This window comes from Kitasatospora sp. NRRL B-11411, assembly GCF_000721345.1.
GTDB lineage: Bacteria > Actinomycetota > Actinomycetes > Streptomycetales > Streptomycetaceae > Kitasatospora > Kitasatospora cineracea.
Map to the genome: position 1 here is coordinate 1 of NZ_JOGH01000143.1, position 16,731 is coordinate 16,731.

Below are 16,731 nucleotides of genomic sequence, written 5' to 3' on the forward strand. Positions count from 1 at the left end.
ACGCGTCAACGTCCTCTGGGCCCTCATTCGTGACGGGAAGCACTACGAGCATGCACTCCCCGTCACATCAGCTGCTTGACAACAACATTAGGAGGTGACGGCGGTGAGCAGCACCACCGCGTCGGTGTGGGCGAGCAGGCCGTGCCGCTCCTGCGGGATGGAGTGCAGCTCGCCCGGGCCGGCCTCCTGGCGGCGGCCCGCCACCGTCAGTGCGACCCGGCCGCGCAGCACCTGCAGGCTGGCGGCGACCGGGGCGTTGTGCTCGTCCAGCACCGCGCCGGCCCGCAGCGCGATCACGGTCTGCCGCAGCACGCCGTCGTGCAGCAGCAGGTGGGCGCTGCGGCCGTGCGGGCTGGCGGCGGCCTTGGCGGCGTGCTCCTCGGCCAGGGCGTTCAGGTCGATCCGGGCCGGCTGCTCGGTCATCGCGTTCTCCTCCGTCGGGCCCCCGCACCACCGGGCCCGCCGACCGGGCCCCGCGGCCGACCCTAGGCGGCCGCCCGCGCGTGTCGCGCGCTGGATCACGCGCAGGGGTTAAGGAGCGGGCCGCTCGGCGTGCGGTGCCGGGGGAGCGGGCCGATGGTGGCCCTATGGCGACCAATCAGAAACTCACCTTCGGCGGTTTCCAGGTGAACCGCGGCATGCTCACCGCCGGCGCGGCCCTCACCGGGCTCGGCGCCGTCGTCGGACTGGCCGGGACGGTGCTGGTCTGCACCGCCCTGGCGAACGCGGGCCGGGGCTGGGTCCGCTCCCTGGAGACCCAGCCCGCCGAGCTCGCGCAGCGCACCCTGCACCAGGCGCGGGCCGCCTCGGCGGCCGGACTGGAGGCGTGGCGCACCAGCGTCAACTGACCGGGAAAGGGCGTGGGAACGGAGCGGAGGCGGGCACCCGGCCGGGTGCCCGCCTCCGTCGTGTCCGCGGCGCTCGCGCGCTCAGCGCCCGGTCACAGGCCGAGCGACTTGGCGATGATCGTCCGCATGACCTCGCTGGTGCCGCCGTAGATCCGGAACACCCGGTTGTCGGTGTAGAGGCGGGCGATCGGGTACTCCAGGATGTAGCCGTAACCGCCGTGCAGCTGCAGGCACTTGTCGATCACCTCGGAGGCCGACTCGGTGCAGAACAGCTTGGCCGCGGCGGCGTCCGCCACCGTCAGCTCGCCGTGCTGGTAGAGCTCCAGCGCCTGGTCGACCATCGCCTGCTGGGCGAGCACCTGGGCCTGGCAGTCGGCCAGCGAGAACTTGGTGTTCTGGAACTCGGCGACGGCCTTGCCGAACACCTTGCGCTCCTTGACGTACTGCACCGCGAACCGCACCGCCGCGGCCGCCGAGGCGTACGCGCCGACGGCGATCGCCAGGCGCTCCTGCACCAGGTTGTGGGTCAGGTAGGAGAACGCCTTCCCCTCCTCGCCGAGCAGGTTCTCCACCGGGACCTTCACGTCGGAGAAGGACAGCTCGGCGGTGTCCGAGGTGCGCAGGCCGATCTTCTGCAGCTTGCGGCCGACCGCGTAGCCCTCGGACTTCGTGTCCACGCACAGGATGGACAGGCCGGCCCGGCGGTCCGCCGGGTCGTACGGGGCGGTGCGGCAGACCACCAGCACCAGGTCGGCCAGCACGCCGCCGGTGATGAAGGTCTTCGCGCCGTTGAGGACGTAGTGGGTGCCGTCCGCGGAGAGCTTCGCCGTGGTGGCGATGCCCGCCAGGTCGGAGCCCGCGCCCGGCTCGGTCATGGCGATCGCGGTCATGATGTCGCCGGAGACGAAGCCCGGCAGCCAGCGCCGCTTCTGCTCCTCGGTGGCGTACTCCATCAGGTACGGCAGCACCAGGCCGGTGTGCACGCCCGAGGAGCCGAAGGTCACGCCCGCGCGGGCGGTCTCCTCGTAGATCACCGCCTGGTACTTGAAGCCGGTCTCGCCCGCGCCGCCGTACTCCTCCGGGACCTCGATGCCGTAGACGCCGAGCTCGCCGAGCTTGCGGTAGAAGTCGCGCGGCGGGTGGCCGGCCTCCTCCCAGCTCTCGTAGGCGGGCACGACCTCGTTGGCGATGAAGTCCCGGATGGTCTCCCGGAACGCCTCGTGGTCCTCGTTGTACACGCTGCGGCGCACGGTGCGCTCCCTTCGGCGACGGCTGGTGGCGCAGACAAGTTAATCGCCGGTAGCTTCCGGTGTCCATGGCTGCCGCGACCCGCCGTGACCTGGTGCGGGGGGCGGTGCGGCGCGGGTGGTGCCGCGCCGTGCCGTCCCCCGCAGCCGCATGGGGCCCCGTCGGTGGGGCCTAGTACAGGACGAACGGGTAGTAGACGGTGTGCGCCAGGTTCGCGTTGGACTGGAGGGCGCCGACGCCGCCGGCGTTGTCGGTGACGCCGAGGGTGTTGTTCTGGTTGCTCGCGCCGGAGCCGGTGGCGGTCTGCTGGGTCGCGTTGGCGTTGCCGTGGACGGAGCCGACGATGTTGCCGGAGCCGATGTTGCTGACCACGCTGCTGTTGGAGGAGTGGTCGGCGCCGGCGCCGTTGTCGGCGGCGGCGGTGCCGGCGCCCGCGAGGAGGAAGGCCCCGAGGGCGGTGACGACGGCGACTGCGCGAATACGGGACACGGTGGTCTCCCTGCTAACTGGTGCGAATGTGGCGCTGCGGGGTGGCCGCCCCGTTCGTGCCGGTTCCTGACGTCGCGTCACCAGGATTGCCCACTGGGCCGTTCGGGTTCCAGTGCGGGCACGCGGGTTCGCTCGAAGGTGTCACTCTTATGGAATAGCCTCGGAACCGGCAGTGACCGGCGCGGGTCGACAGAACGCCTTGCTGGCAAGGGATTTCACCGTTTGGCGCGGCCGGGCGGAGATCCCCGCACGTCAACGGGTGGTTGACCGAGGATCGACAGAAACCGGAAATCCGAAAACAGTGGTCGCCCGATTGTCGTACTGGCACACTGGGGCCTTATGTCTGATGGTCCTCCCCCCGCTTCCGGTGCCGGCGGAAGTGGCGCCGAATTCCCCGCGTCCGAGAACTCGGCGAATCTCCGCACCACCGAGGTCGATCTCGGCGGCCTGGTCGGCGTGCTCGCCACCCACCTGTACTCCACCCCGCTGGTGGCGCTGCGCGAACTGGTGCAGAACGCCCACGACTCGCACACCCGGCGGAAGCTGGAGGACCCGGAGGGCGCCTACCGCCCGCTGATCCGGGTCCGCGGGGACGCCGCGGCGCGGACGGTGGCGATCGAGGACAACGGGGCCGGGCTGACCGAGCCGGAGATCCACGCGTACCTGGCGACCGTCGGCACCGGCTACACCCGGATGCTGCGCGAACTGACCGGCAGCCAGGACCTGATCGGCGCCTTCGGGCTGGGCTTCCTCTCGGCGTTCTCGGTGGCCGAGGAGGTCACCGTCACCACCGCCTCGCACCGCGAACCGTCGGCCGCGCACACCTACCGCAGTCGGGGCGGCGAGCAGTACAGCGTCGAGCCGGCCCCGGCGCGGCCCGGGCCGGGGACGGTGGTGCGGCTTCGGCTGAAGGCCGAGCACGCGCACCTCGCCGACGAGCAGGCGCTGCGCGAGGTGCTGGCCCGGTACTGCGTGCTGCTGCCGATCCCGGTCCACGTCGGCGACGACGAGGAGCCGGTCAACGGCGTGGTGGTGCCCTGGCGGCAGGACGTGCCCGGCTCGCCGCACCTGCACCGGATGCGGTTCGCCACCGCGTTCGCCCGCAGCTTCGAACCGCTGACCGCCTTCCCGGTGACGCCCGTCGAGGACCGCACCGACGCGGTCGGACTGCTCTGGGTGCAGGACGGCGGGACGTACGGGTCCAGCGACAACCGGGACCTGGCGGTCTACCTGCGCGGCATGCTGCTCGCCGACGACGCCCGCGACCTGCTGCCCAGCTGGGCCGGCTTCATCGGCGGCGTGGTCGAGTCGACCCGGCTCACCCCCACCGCCAGCCGCGAGGACCTCCAGCGCGACGAGCACTACCGGGCCCTCCAGCAGGCGCTCGCCGACGCCATCGTGGACGGCCTGTACGAGACCGCCCGGCTGCACCCCGCGGCCTGGCGGCGGATCCTGGCCCGGCACGGACAGGACCTGCTCGGCGCCGCGCTCTGCGACGACCGGCTGTTCACCCTGCTCGCCGACGACGTCCCGGTGCCGACCTCGCAGGGCGAGCTGACCGCCGGCGCGCTGCGTGCCGCGGGCTCCGGCGCGGTGCACGTGGCGCTGGGCAGCGGCGGCGGCTTCGAGGAGATGCTGTACCGGGCGATGCAGGTGCCGATCGCCCGCGGCGACCGGTACGCGGTGCTGCCGTTCCTGCGCCGCTACGCCCGACTGCGGGACTGCCGGATCGTCGAACTCGGCAGCGAGAGCGGCAACAAGGAGCTGTTCCGGGCCCCCGACCTGCCGCTGCCCGCCGAGCAGCAGGCCTGGCTGGCCGCCGCGCTCACCGAGGACGGCGAGCAGCTGGTGCCCGCCCGGTTCGACCCGCCCGGGCTGCCGCTGGTGCTGGTGCCGGACCGCGAGGCCGAGCTGAAAGCCCGGATCGAGGACGACCGGGCGGACGCCCGGATCCCGTCCGCCGCCCTGCAGTTGGCCCGGGCGTTCACCGCGCGCACCGACGGCGCGGTCAAGGCCCGGCTGTACCTCAACCTGGCCTCGCCCGCCGTCCGCGACCTGCTGGCCGCGTACCGGGACGGGCACACCGGGGCGGCCACCGCCGCGGCGCTGCTGCGCTCGCTGAAGGTCATCATGGCGGCGGCCGCCGGCTCCGCGGGCGGCGATCTGGGGGCCGCGCTGGCCGGGATCTCCACCGCGGTGGCCGCGCTCACCGCCGCGGTGCCGGCCGACGGGCTGTCGGCGGTGCCCGACACCATCGCCGGAGGAACCGCAGACCTTCCGCAGGGGGACGAGGAACGATGACCACCGACATCTGGTCCTGGGTGCACGACACCCACCGGCAGCTCGCCGAGTCCGGGCAGCACCGGCTGGCCGACGCGCTCGCCGAGATCGCCGGACACGCCGTGGACGGCCGCAACGAGCAGCTGGACGCGATGTTCCCGGAGGCGCTGGCCTCCGCCCGGGCGCTCGAACTGCCCTGGGTGGAGGTGTTCCTGCGGCACTGGCGGCTGCAGAACCTGCTGAACAAGCGCCACCAGGGCGAGGCCGCGATGGCCGAGGCGGTGTCGCTGCTGGAGTTCGCGCACCGCGAGGAGACCGCCGCCTGCCCCCAGTCGGTGTGCGCCGTCCAGGACTTCACCATCTGCCACGCCAACATCGACGGCCCCGGCTACGTCCCCGAGCGGCTCGCCGTGCTGGAGGAGGCGCTGCAGCGGGTCGAACCGGCCCGGGCCTGCTTCGACTGCCTCTCCCGCGAGTACGCCGACACCCTGGAGGACGACGGCCGCCCCGCCGACGCGCTCACCCACCTCGACCGGGCCGAGACCCGGATCGCCGCGGCCGGCGAGCGGGTCTCGCTCTCCTTCGCGCACAGCCGGGCCTCCGCGCTGCACCGGCTCGGCCGCCACCAGGACGCGCTGGACGTCTACGACACCGCCGAGCGCGCCTACGTCGCCGCCGGGAACCGGCCGGACGACGACGACCGGCGCAAGCTCGCGGTCGGCCGGGCCCTGCAGTTCGCCGCGCTCGGCCGCACCGGCCCCGCGCTGGAGCAACTGCCGGACGCCGAGGAGGCCGACCGCTACCCCGACATCCGGCACCGCTGGTCCGCCGCCGTCGAACTGCTGGCCGCCGCCGGGGAGTTCGACAACGACGCCGCGCTCGGCGCCCGGCTCGCCTCCTGGGCCGGCGAGCTGGACACCGCGGGCTCGCACCGCCCGTGCCTCGACCTGGTGCTGCGGGCCGGCCGGCTGGCCCTCGCCCGCGGGGCCCGCGAGGTCGCCCTCACCCTGGCCCGCACCGGCGGGCGCAAGCTCGGACAGCTCCGCCGCACCGACGGCGTCGCCGAGCAGGTGGCCGCCCTGCGGGCCGCCGCCGAAGCCCTGCCCCGGCCCGAACTCCCGGTCCCGGCCGAGGATTTGCCGCAGTGGCTGGCCGAGCACCGCCCCGACCCGGAGACCGGTGCCGACCTGCTGGCCGCCGCCCTGGCCCTCGGCGAGCGCCCCGACACCGTCCTGGTGGTCAACCTGGCCGGCGCCCTCGGCTCGCTCGGCCACACCCGGGCCGTCGCCGAACTCGCCTGGGCCCAGCTGGAGTTGGACCCCGGCCATGCGTACCTCACCGGCATGCTCGGCCAGTTGCTGATCGACGCCGAGGACGGCGAGGGCGTCGACCGGCTGGCCACCCGGCTGACCGCCGCCGGGGAGCCGTCCGACGCGCACTGGCTGCGGGCCCGCTGGGCCGCCGCCCAGGGCCGCTGGGAGGAGGTCGGCGAGCAGTGCGCCGCCGTCCTCGCCCACTCGCCCGAGGCGCTCAACACCCGCAGGCTGGCCGCGGCCGCCGCCACCCGGCGCGGCGAGCACGCCGAGGCCCAGCGGCTCTACGAGGACCTGCTCGCGCACGCCCTCGACCCGGCCGAGGCCGGCCCGGACGACGCGCACCGCACCGTCCAGGAACCCGACCTGTGGCACCTGGTCACCGCCGCCACCGCCAACCGCGACTGGGCGGCCGTCCGCGCCGCCGGGGCCCGGATCGGCATCGAGTTCGACACCGACAGCGGCCCCGTCGAGGAGGAGTGGCAGCTGATCGAGCTGCGCGTCCCGCGCGCCAACGGCACCACCACCGACCTGCCCGCGCTGCGCACCGGCCCGGCCACCGCCCGGGTGCTGCCGGTGCTCGGCGAGGACCTCGACCTCAACCACGGCGACATCGTGGTGTTCTCCCCGGCCGTCCTCAACGACCGCCCGGAGCCCGGCTCGGCGGAGGACGGGGAGTGGCGACCGGTCTTCGAACTGCTCACCCTGCTCGACCCGGCCGGCTACACCACCTACTGGATCGACGGCGGCCGCCCCGACGAGGACGACTGGTACGCCCTGCGCGACGCCCTCCGGGCCGCCGGGCACGCCGTCTGGGTCTACAGCGGCGACCAGTACCGGATCACCGACCCGGGCGGCGACGAGGACGGCCTGCCCGGCATCTACGCCGCCATCGGCGTCCCGCCCACCAGCACCGCCGCCCGGGCCGACGCCCTGCTCACCGAGCTCACCGCCCACCTCGCCCACCCGCTGGCCTGGCCCGCCCTCGCCGAGGCGGCGGGCGCCGACACCGCCCGCCACCGCAGGATCGTCGACGACTACGACCTCTGAACCCGGCCGCCCCGCCCCGGCCCAGGCCCGCCCGGGTCAGGGCCGGGGCGGGGTGGGGTCGAGGTAGACCCGGGTGACGGCGGGGACGGCCCGGCGGACGGCGCGGTCGGCCCGGTCGCAGGCGGCCTCGATGTCGGCGGCGGTGGCCAGGTCGGCGAAGTCGACCTTGGCGGCCACCAGGACGTCGTCGGGGCCGTGCACGCTGGTGACCAGGTCCAGGACCCGGACGACCTGCGGCTGGGCGGTCAGCGTCTCGGCGATCGCGCGCTCGTACCGCTCGGGCAGCGGGCGGCCGATCAGCAGCGAGGCGTTGTCGCGGGCCAGCACGTAGGCCACCCAGGCGAGCAGGGCGCCGATCAGGACCGAGGCCAGGCCGTCCCAGAGCGCGTCGCCGGTGAGCTCGGCGCCGAGCAGGCCGCCGAAGGCCAGCAGCAGGCCGACCAGGGCGGCGGCGTCCTCCAGGAAGACGGCCTTCACCGCGGTGTCGGAGGTGTGCCGCAGGTAGCGGTAGCCGCCGACGCGCAGCCGGCGGGTCTCGCCGCGCAGTTGACGCACCGTCCGGGAGAGCGAGACGGACTCCAGGGCGAAGGCGACGGCGAGGATCAGGTAGGACAGGGCCGGGCTGCCCAGCTCCTCGCCGTACCGCAGGGTGTGGATGCCGTCGTGGACGGAGAAGACCGCGCCGCCGACGAAGGTGGCGAAGGAGGCCAGCAGCGCCCACAGGTAGCGTTCGCGGCCGTAGCCGAGCGGGTGCTTGTCGTCGGCGGGGCGGGCGCTGCGCTTGAGCGAGAGGAACAGCAGCACCTCGGTGACGGTGTCGGCGAAGGAGTGCGCCGCCTCGGAGAGCATCGCGCTGGAGCCGCTGAGCGCGCCCGCCACGGCCTTGGCCAGGGCGATGCCGAGGTTGCACAGGCCCGCGACGACCACTGTGGTGACGCTCTCGCCGCCGCTGTCCCCGGGGGCGCCGTCCGTCGTCCGCTGCTCGCTCATAACCGGTCATTGTGTCCGGTTCGCGGGCCTTCATTCCGGAGCGGGCGCGGGCATGTCCGCCCGGCGCCGGGCGGACCGGCCGGGGTGGTGGCGGGGACCACGCCACGGGTTGTTCGCACCGCCGCCACCGATCGGGCAAGGTGGAGGCCAGGAGGCGGCCCCGACCGGGCGGGCGGCCGGGGTGGTGGAGGAAGTGCCGTGTCCGATAGCGAGCCGGAGGGCGTGCCGGCGCCGGGAGCGCCGCCCACCGAGGGGCTGCTCGGGCCGGACGCGCCGCCGATCGAACGGACCGTCAGCGTGCCGCACGCGCCGGAGCCGGTGCAGACCGAGGGCCTGCTCGGGCACCAGCCGGTGCCGGAGGCCGCGGAGGCCGTCCGGGCCCGGCGCAGCCCGCTGTTCCAGGACACCCTGACGCCCGAGGAGTGGAACGCGGCCGGCTACACCCCGGCGCACGGCATCGACCTGGCCGAGCTGCACAAGGGCGCCCCCGGCGAGGCCCCCTGGCCGGACCGGATGCGCACCCTGCTGCGGACGCCGATGGCCGAGCGCCCGGCGTTCGAGCGCACCGCCCGCGAACTGCACCCCGCCGCCGGGGCGCAGGCCCAGCGCAACGTGCCGCGGGTGCTCGACCTGTCGCTGCGGATCGGCGAGCTGCTGCTGGCCAGCGGCGAGGCCGCCGAGGACGTGGAGGCCGCGATGCTCGGCATCGCCCACGCGTACCGGCTCGACCACTGCGAACCGCAGGTCACCTTCACGCTGATCTCGATCTCCCACCAGCCCTCGCTGATCGACCCGCCGGTCACCGCGGACCGGGTGGTGCGCCGCCGCACCTCCGACTACACCCGGCTGGCCGCCGTGTACGAGCTGGTCGCCGACATCACCGCCGAGCAGGTCACCGTCAACGACGCGTACCGGCGCCTCGCCGAGATCCGGCGCAACCGGCACCCGTACCCGGCGTGGCTGATGTCGGTGGCCACCGGGCTGCTGGCCGGGGCGGCGTCCTTCCTGGTCGGCGGGAAGGTCGACTCGACGGCCTGGCTGGTGTTCGTCTCCGCGTTCACCACCGCCGTGGTCGGCGACCGGCTGGCCTCGGCGATCGCCCGCCGCGGACTGCCCGAGTTCTACCAGTTCGTGATCGCGGCGATGCCGGCCGCGCTCTGCGGCATCCTGCTGTCCTTCAACGAACTGCACCTGCGCGGCTCGGTGGTGATCACCGGTGGGCTGTTCGCGCTGCTGCCCGGCCGGGCCATGGTCGCCGCCGTCCAGGACGGCCTGACCGGCTTCTACATCACCGCGGCGGCCCGGCTGCTGGAGGTGATGTACCTGATCGCGGGCATCGTCATCGGCGTGATGCTGGTGCTGTACGTCGGCGTCAACTACAACGCCCGGCTGAAACCCGACGAGAGCCTGGGCGGCATCGCCAGCCCGCCGGTCCAGCTGGTCGCCGCGATGGTGCTGGCGCTGGCCTTCGCCATGCTGCTGCAGACCGACCGGCGCTCGCTGCCGATGGTGGTGCTGAACGCCGCCGTCGGCTGGTCCACGTACGGCGTGCTCACCCACAACGCGGGCGTCTCGGCGATCGTCGCCACCGGCCTGGCGGCCGGCCTGGTCGGCCTGTTCGGGCAGCTGCTGGCCCGCTACCGGGCGGCCTCCGCGCTGCCGTACGTGACCGCCGCGATCGGGCCGCTGATGCCCGGTTCGGCGCTGTACCTCGGCATGCTGGCGTTCGCCCAGGGCCACGCCGGGTCCGGGCTGGTCTCCGCCTCCCGGGCGGTCGCGCTGGCGCTGGCGCTGGCCATCGGCGTCAACCTCGGCGGCGAGGTGGCCCGGCTGTTCCTGAAGAACCCCGGCGCCAGCGACCGGGACACCCCGCACGCGCTGATCCCGCGCCGGGCGGCGAAGCGCACCCGCGGCTTCTAGCGAGCCCCCTGTCGGATAGAGGCACCACCCGATGATCAGTGCACTGCTGGACGGTTACCGCCACCACATCGTGGACGCCCACAAGCAGCCGCTGTTCCTGCTGCTGGTCGGGTTCATCACCTCGTTCGCGTTCATCCGGTTCAGCACCCGGATGATCCGCGCCCAGGTCCGCTGGTGGCCCGGCAACATCACCCCCGGCGGGCTGCACATCCACCACATGGTGTTCGGCCTGGGCTTCCTGCTGCTCGGCGGCATCGGCACCTTCGCCACCGACGGCGGCCACCCCTGGACCGACTGGTTCGGCCTCTCCTTCGGCATCGGCTGCGGGCTGGTGCTGGACGAGTTCGCCCTGATCCTGCACCTGGACGACGTGTACTGGAGCGAACAGGGCCGCAAGTCGGTGGACGCGGTGATCCTCGGCATCCTGCTCACCGCGCTGCTGCTCACCGGCTACGTGCCGCTCGGCGTCGTCCCCGGCCAGGACACCCGCTGGGGGCTGGTCGCGGTGATCGGGGTCAACGCGCTGGTCTGCCTGGTCGCGCTGCTCAAGGGCAAGGTCTGGACGGGCCTGCTCGGCATCATGGTGCCCGGCCTGTCCTGGATCGGCGCGATCCGGCTGGCCCGCCCCGCCAGCCCCTGGGCACGCTGGCGGTACGCCGGGCGCCCCCGCCGGATGGCCCGGGCGGCCCGGCGCGAACGGCGGCTGCACGCGCGGACGGACCGGGCCCGAACCTGGCTGTTCGACCTGATCGCCGGGGCGCCCGACAAGGTCCCGGCCGGGCACCCGAAGGCGCACGCGGTGGCCGAGCGGATGGCCGCCAAGGCGCTCGCGCACCGGTACCGGCCCGGCCGCGGCGGGCGGGTCGGCGGCCCGGGCGGTCCGGGCGCCGGGGGCCGGGCGGACGGCGCGGAGGCGGTCGGCGGCGACCCGGCCCGGCGGGCCCGGGCCCAGCGCCGGCGGCGCACCGTCCGGGCCGGGCGGGCGCGGACCACCGCGACCGGGCCGGGGCGGCCGTCGGGGCGGCCCTCGGGGCGGGTGCGCTGACCGGGCGGGGCGGCACGGGGGGTGTGGGGGAGGGGTGTTGAAGGGGCGTTGAAAATCGGGGTGGTGCGTCGGCGAACCGGTAGGGTTCGTGGACGTCCCTCCTCGGGCGGTGCGGATGCCCGTTCACACAATCGGACATCTCACTCGCGCAGCCGTATGGCGATGGCGCCGAGCCACCGTCGGGTCTGAGAATCTTGCGGTGCGTGACCGGATTGTCACGTCATGGGATATCTGGCTGATCGTCAGAACCCCGTCGCCACCCGCCGAGAGGGGATCCCGTCATGCCGCGCAGGTTCCTCCCCGCCCTCCTGCTCGCCGGTGCCGCCCTGCTCGCCCTGCTGCCCGCCGCGAACGCGCCCGCCGCGCCCGCCGCTGCTCCGGCGGCCGGGCCGGAGGGCCTGCCGCAGGCCGGGCCTGCCGCGCTCGCCGCGTTCGCCGCGCCCGCCGTGCTGCCCGCCGACGAACCGGAGCCCGGCTTCCCCAGCGCGGACGACGTCGCCCGGGCCCGGGCCGAGGCCGACGCCAAGGCCGCCGACGCCACCGCCGTCGAGGCCCGGCTGGCCGCCGCCCGGGACGAGCTCGACAAGGCCGGGCAGGCCGCCGAGCAGGCCGTCGAGGCGTACAACGGCGCGCTCGTCCGGCTCGGCCGGGCCCAGGAGGCGTCCCGGGCCGCCGCCGAGCGCTCCACCGCCGCCGAGGCCGCCCACGCCGAGGCCGCCGACCGGGCCGCCGGGCTGGTCGCCGAGATCTACCGCCAGGGTGCCTCGCCCCAACTCTCGGCCGTCAACGCCCTGTTGGGCGCACGCGGCCCGGCCTCGCTGACCGGCCAGGCCGCCGCCGTCGGCACCGCAGGCGCCCAGACCCGGCAGATCCTCGACGACGCCACCGGCACCGCGAAGGCCGCCGCCCGGGCCGCCGAGGAGGCCCGCACCGCCGAGGGCGCCGCCCGCACCGCCGCCGGGACCGTCCGCACCGCCAAGGAGCAGGCCCAGCAGCGGGTCGCCGACCAGCAGAACCGGGTCGCCGAGATCGGCCGCCGCCGGGAGGCCCTGCTCGCCGAACTCGCCACCGCCCGCAACACCACCGTCGAACTCGAACGGCAGCGGCAGGAAGCCCTCGACGCGCTCGCCGCCCGCGCGGCCGAGGAGGCCGCCCGCCGGGCCCAGGCCGAGGCCGAAGCGGCCGCCGCCGCCCAGGCCGCCCGGCACCACGCCGCCCCGCAGCGGGAGGGCGCCGCCTGGTCGGCGGGCGGCTCCGAGGCCGCCCTCGCCTTCGCCCGCTCCGTCGTCGGCCTGCCCTACATCTGGGGCGGCGAGGGCCCGCAGGGCTACGACTGCTCCGGCCTGACCATGATGGCCTGGCGGCGCGGCGGCAAGCAGCTCACCCACTTCGCCGCCGACCAGTACGCCGAGTCCACCCCGGTCGGCTACGCCCAACTCCGGCCCGGAGACCTGGTGTTCTGGACCAAGACCGGCCGCGCCGCGGACATCTACCACGTCGCCATCTACCTCGGCGACGACCAGATGATCGAGGCCCCCCGCCCCGGCGCCGCGATCAAGCAGGCCAGCCTCTGGATCATGGGCCGCCCGGACTTCTACGCCCGCCCCTGACGTCCGCCCCTGGCGCCCGCTCCTGGCGCTTGCCCCCGACGTCCGCTCCCGGCGCCCGCGGCAGGGGTTCCGGGCCGGGCGGAAAACCGGGTGCCGTGCCGGGAAGGGCGTCGTACCGTGGCTCGATGGGCAACGACGCACAGCAGGGCCCCGACCGGGGCATCGAGATCCGGCCGATCACCCACGAGGAACTGGCCGACTGGGACCGGGCGCTGGCGCTCGGGTTCATGCGTCCGCACGTCTCCCCGGCGGTCGAGTGGCGCCAGCTGCTGTTCGAACCGGGGCGGATGCTGGGCGCGTTCGACCACGACTTCCCGGGCGCCGACCGGCCGCGCTGCGTGGCGACCTTCCGCAGCTTCGACACCGGGCTGACGGTGCCCGGCGGGGAGCGGCTGCCGGTCGACGCGATCACCGGCGTCACGGTGAACTCCACCCACCGCCGGCGCGGCCTGCTCAGCGGCATGATGCGGCGCGACCTGGCCGCCGCCCGCGAGCGCGGCTCGGCCGCCGCCATCCTGATCGCCGCCGAGCACAACATCTACGGCCGGTTCGGCTTCGGCTCGGCCGTCCCGCTGGCGGGCTGGCGGGTCGACGTGCGGCGCTCCGGCGGCGTCCGGGCCGGGCTGCCCGTGCACGAGGGCCACCGGATCGACTTCGCCACCCTGGAGGAGTTCGGCAAGCTCGGCCCCGACCTGCACGAGCGCTGGCGCCCCACCCAGCCCGGCGCGATCGGCCGCCCGGACGCCTGGTGGCGGCTGCGGGCCGGCGAGGTCGACCTGCCCGGCTTCGACTGGAAGCAGGGCTTCAACGTCTTCCACCGCACCGCCGACGGCACCCTCACCGGCATGGCCAACTACACCGTCGACGACAAGTGGGACGGCGCCTACCCCGACTGCCCGCTGACCGTCCGGGACTTCATCGCGCTGGACCGGGAGACCGCCAACGCGCTCTGGGCGTTCCTGTTCTCCGTCGACTGGGTGCGCCACGTGGTCGCCCCGCACCTCGGCCCCGGCCACGTGCTGCCGCTGCTGCTCGACGACCCGCGCGGCGCCAAGCCGCACGAGGAGAGCGCCGACTTCACCTGGCTGCGGCTGCTCGACCTGCCCGCCGCGTTCGCCGCCCGCCGCTACGAGGCCCCCGGCCGCCTGGTGCTGGACGTCACCGACCGCGAGGGCTGGACGGCCGGGCGCTGGGCGCTGGAGGCCGCCGCCGACGGCACCGGCCGGATCACCCGCACCGACGACCCGGCCGACCTCGCGCTCGACGTCTCCCGGCTCGGCAGCCTGTACCTCGGCGGCGGCAGCGCGGCCGGCCTCGCCGACGCCGCCCTGCTCACCGAGCACACCCCGGGCGCGGCCGTCCGCGCCGACACCCTGCTGCGCACCGCCCGCGCCCCGTGGAACCCGGACGGCTTCTGACCTGCTGCTCCGTGCGGGGCCGGGTACGTCCTCGGCTCCGCACCGCCCGGTCCGGGCTCAGATCCAGCCGCGCTGGGTGGCTTTGATGCCGGCTTCGAAGCGGCTGGTGGCGCCGAGGCGTTCCATGATCGAGGCCATGTGGCGGCCGACGGTGCGGGCCGAGATGCCCAGGGGCGATCGTGCCGAGCGGGACGGCGGCGCTCCAGAACTGCTCGAAGAGGTCCAGCAGTGCGCCCAGGATGCCGGGCTCGGTGATGTGCAGGGCGCCCTTGCGGGTGTCTTCCGGGTCGATCGGGACGAGGGCCTGACGGCGGTCGACGATGACGATGCGCTGGGGGATGGTGGGGGTTGCCGACGGACGGCGTCCGGGTAGAGGCTGCGCAGCGCGACCCCGCGGGCGAGCAGTTCGGCGTCGGTGGCGCGGCCGGCCCCGAGGTCCTCGGGCCGCTGGACGCCGGACCGGCAGCCGAGCACCTCGGTGGCGGCCTCCCGGCTCATCCGCTCCAGCCGGCCGACGATGGCGTCCGTCCCGAGCAGCCGCTCGCCGTACGCCGACCGCTGCTCGGCCCGGTCCGCGACCAGCCGGGTGACGGCAGCCTTGGAAACAGCCAACTGCGCCTGGCGCTCGGCCAGTTCGGCCTCCTGCTCGGCGATCAGATCGGCCAGCCCGATCTCCGGGCCGACCGCGCGGACCCGCCCGGGCCGCTCGGTGGAGGCCCGGACGAGGGCCCGCCGGCCGAGCTCGTCGAGCGCGGCGTGCACCTCGGACGGACTCAGCCCGCAGTGCGCGGCCAGCTCCGCCACGCCGTGGTCCGGGTGGTCGAGCATCGCCCGGTACACCGTGGTCGCGCCGACCGTCAGCCCGAGAGCCTCCAGCACTGCATCCCCCCAAGGACGTCGTAGGCGCAAACCCCCCGGTAAGCGGCCGCTCGCATCCAAACAGTTGTCCGGCACGGGTGCAAGATCCTTTCCGGCCTGGTGGGAGCCGGCGCGGGACGGGGCGGGACGGAGCGGCGCGGGGCGCCCGGAGGGGGTCCGCGGCGGCCGGGGCACCGGTCCGGGCCCGGCGTCGTGACTGGAACCGGACTGGCCGATTGGCGACAGCCGGAACACCTTCCACCGGCCCCGGAGAACGGCGAAGCTATTCATCGCCGCCAGGGAAACCGACCGGACGGCAACCGGACGGAGCGTCAACCGCGGGACGCCTGCGCCGGAACAGCACCCCACCCGACACCACTGCCGAAGGGACCACCGTCATGGACGTCACCCGCCCCGCCGAGGCCGCCGCGGTCTCCGCCCTCGCCGGGCTCCTGCCCGTCCCCGACGCCGCCTCCGCCGACCCGCTGGACGGCGGCTCCCCGGCCCCGGCCGGCGGCAACAGCTGCGCCACCTGGGACGGCTGACCGCCCATGGACGTCGTCCACACCGGTCTGGAACGCCGCCGGACCGCCCCGGTCGCCGCCGCGACCGAGGAAGCCGAGGCCGTGGACGCCCTCTGGGCCCATGCCGACCCCGGTGACGGGCTCGAGCACATCACGGCCCGCTCCTGCGCCGACCGGATCGACTTCCTGCTGTTCTACCTGAGCCGCACCCCGGGCCGGCCCTCCGACGCGGCCGACCGCGCCCACCTGCTGATCACCGCCGCCCACCGGGCCTCGCCCCTGCTCCGCCAGCGCTACCTCCCGCTGGAGCCGTCGACCTCCGCAGGACACCCCGGCTGCTGACCGCCGGGCCACCGCGCCACCACGTCACCGCACGCCCGCCGCACCGCACGACCGCTGCACCTGCAGGGCAGCCGTCCTCCGGGCGCGCCTCCGAACCTCCGGCCCGTACGGGCCCGCCGCGCCGCCGCGGCACCACCTGACGAACCGACAACCCGACTGGAGCTCCGCCATGCCTTCGCACGCCCCGCGCCCGACCGCCCGTCGCAGCACCGCCACGGCCGCCGCCCTGATCGCCCTCGCCGTCCCGTTCGCCGCCGCCACCGGGGCCTCCGCGACCTCGGTCGCCGGCTGGGACAAGGTCGCCCAGTGCGAGAGCTCCGGCAACTGGAGCATCAACACCGGAAACAGCTACTACGGTGGCCTGCAGATCTCGCTCCCCACCTGGCGGGCGTACAGCGGCCTGCAGTACGCCGCCCGGCCGGACCTCGCCACCAAGCAGCAGCAGATCCTGATCGCCGAGAAGATCCTGGCCGGCCAGGGCCCCACCGCTTGGGCCACCCAGTGCAACGGCCCGCTCTACACCGACCACGCCGACCCCTACCCGTCCACCCCTCCGCAGACGTCGACCTGGAAGGCCCAGGTGGTGGTCAACGGTGGTGGCGGGATCTACCACGCGACCCGGGACTCGTCGGGCAACTGGTCGAGCTTCGCGAACATCGCCTCCCAGACCGGTGACATCGGGACCGTGGGGTCGATCGCGGACGCCGGCATCAACGGGGCGGGTGCGTTGTCGGGTGCGGTGACGAAGGTGTCGGCGGTGTCGGTGGGTGGTGACCTGCACGTGCTGGCGGTGGCG

At 74.9% G+C, this 16,731-nt stretch carries 15 protein-coding genes; 10 read left to right on the plus strand and 5 right to left on the minus strand.

Features of this window, described 5'->3' with window-relative positions; translation table 11 throughout:
* Positions 1 to 87: 87 nt before the first annotated feature.
* The gene (locus IH44_RS0135305; RefSeq protein WP_030463916.1) at positions 88 to 423 is read right to left on the minus strand and encodes a cupin; all 336 of its coding nucleotides are present in this window, start codon (positions 421 to 423) and stop codon (positions 88 to 90) included.
* Between the two features lie 164 nt (positions 424 to 587).
* Between IH44_RS0135305 and IH44_RS0135310 the strand changes: the two genes are divergently transcribed.
* Positions 588 to 848: a hypothetical protein gene (locus IH44_RS0135310; protein ID WP_030463917.1), complete on the plus strand. Its 261-nt coding sequence runs from the start codon at positions 588 to 590 to the stop codon at positions 846 to 848.
* 92 nt (positions 849 to 940) lie between these two features.
* On the opposite strand, the gene IH44_RS0135315 is transcribed toward IH44_RS0135310, so the two are convergent.
* Positions 941 to 2,098: an acyl-CoA dehydrogenase family protein gene (locus IH44_RS0135315; RefSeq protein WP_030463918.1), complete on the minus strand. Its 1,158-nt coding sequence runs from the start codon at positions 2,096 to 2,098 to the stop codon at positions 941 to 943.
* A 169-nt stretch (positions 2,099 to 2,267) separates the two neighbouring features.
* The gene (locus IH44_RS0135320) at positions 2,268 to 2,585 is read right to left on the minus strand and encodes a hypothetical protein (protein ID WP_030463919.1); all 318 of its coding nucleotides are present in this window, start codon (positions 2,583 to 2,585) and stop codon (positions 2,268 to 2,270) included.
* 339 nt (positions 2,586 to 2,924) lie between these two features.
* Between IH44_RS0135320 and IH44_RS0135325 the strand changes: the two genes are divergently transcribed.
* Together IH44_RS0135325 and IH44_RS46945 are read left to right on the plus strand one after the other, a co-directional pair.
* A complete protein-coding gene (locus IH44_RS0135325) occupies positions 2,925 to 4,886 on the plus strand; it encodes an ATP-binding protein (protein WP_030463920.1) in 1,962 nt (653 codons plus the stop codon).
* Positions 4,883 to 7,228: a hypothetical protein gene (locus tag IH44_RS46945; RefSeq protein ID WP_030463921.1), complete on the plus strand. Its 2,346-nt coding sequence runs from the start codon at positions 4,883 to 4,885 to the stop codon at positions 7,226 to 7,228. Before IH44_RS0135325 ends, IH44_RS46945 begins: the two co-directional genes overlap by 4 nt.
* 36 nt (positions 7,229 to 7,264) lie before the next feature.
* Here IH44_RS46945 and IH44_RS0135335 read toward each other — a convergent pair whose 3' ends face one another.
* On the minus strand, positions 7,265 to 8,218 hold the full coding sequence (locus IH44_RS0135335) for a cation diffusion facilitator family transporter (protein WP_030463922.1): 954 nt from the start codon (positions 8,216 to 8,218) through the stop codon (positions 7,265 to 7,267).
* 198 nt (positions 8,219 to 8,416) lie between these two features.
* Here IH44_RS0135335 and IH44_RS0135340 point away from each other — a divergent pair, with 198 nt between their 5' ends.
* From IH44_RS0135340 to IH44_RS0135355, 4 genes are all read left to right on the plus strand, one after another.
* Positions 8,417 to 10,138: a threonine/serine exporter ThrE family protein gene (locus IH44_RS0135340; protein WP_030463923.1), complete on the plus strand. Its 1,722-nt coding sequence runs from the start codon at positions 8,417 to 8,419 to the stop codon at positions 10,136 to 10,138.
* Positions 10,139 to 10,169: 31 nt separating this feature from the next.
* Positions 10,170 to 11,183, plus strand: coding sequence for a hypothetical protein (locus IH44_RS41905; RefSeq protein WP_030463924.1), 1,014 nt, complete (start codon positions 10,170 to 10,172; stop codon positions 11,181 to 11,183).
* Between the two features lie 281 nt (positions 11,184 to 11,464).
* Positions 11,465 to 12,793 carry a C40 family peptidase gene (locus IH44_RS43395; RefSeq protein WP_030463925.1) on the plus strand — a complete coding sequence of 443 codons (1,329 nt, stop codon included), beginning with the start codon at positions 11,465 to 11,467 and terminating at the stop codon, positions 12,791 to 12,793.
* Positions 12,794 to 12,918: 125 nt separating this feature from the next.
* Positions 12,919 to 14,211 carry a GNAT family N-acetyltransferase gene (locus IH44_RS0135355; protein WP_051817994.1) on the plus strand — a complete coding sequence of 431 codons (1,293 nt, stop codon included), beginning with the start codon at positions 12,919 to 12,921 and terminating at the stop codon, positions 14,209 to 14,211.
* 57 nt (positions 14,212 to 14,268) lie between these two features.
* On the opposite strand, the gene IH44_RS41915 is transcribed toward IH44_RS0135355, so the two are convergent.
* Positions 14,269 to 15,090: a hypothetical protein gene (locus IH44_RS41915; protein ID WP_051817996.1), complete on the minus strand. Its 822-nt coding sequence runs from the start codon at positions 15,088 to 15,090 to the stop codon at positions 14,269 to 14,271.
* Positions 15,091 to 15,467: 377 nt separating this feature from the next.
* Between IH44_RS41915 and IH44_RS46950 the strand changes: the two genes are divergently transcribed.
* From IH44_RS46950 to IH44_RS49555, 3 genes are all read left to right on the plus strand, one after another.
* Positions 15,468 to 15,614: a hypothetical protein gene (locus IH44_RS46950; RefSeq protein ID WP_157852572.1), complete on the plus strand. Its 147-nt coding sequence runs from the start codon at positions 15,468 to 15,470 to the stop codon at positions 15,612 to 15,614.
* A 6-nt stretch (positions 15,615 to 15,620) separates the two neighbouring features.
* A complete protein-coding gene (locus tag IH44_RS0135370; RefSeq protein WP_030463927.1) occupies positions 15,621 to 15,935 on the plus strand; it encodes a hypothetical protein in 315 nt (104 codons plus the stop codon).
* Positions 15,936 to 16,104: 169 nt separating this feature from the next.
* The coding region (locus IH44_RS49555) for a transglycosylase family protein (protein ID WP_198545094.1) at positions 16,105 to 16,731 on the plus strand (627 nt) is incomplete at its 3' end.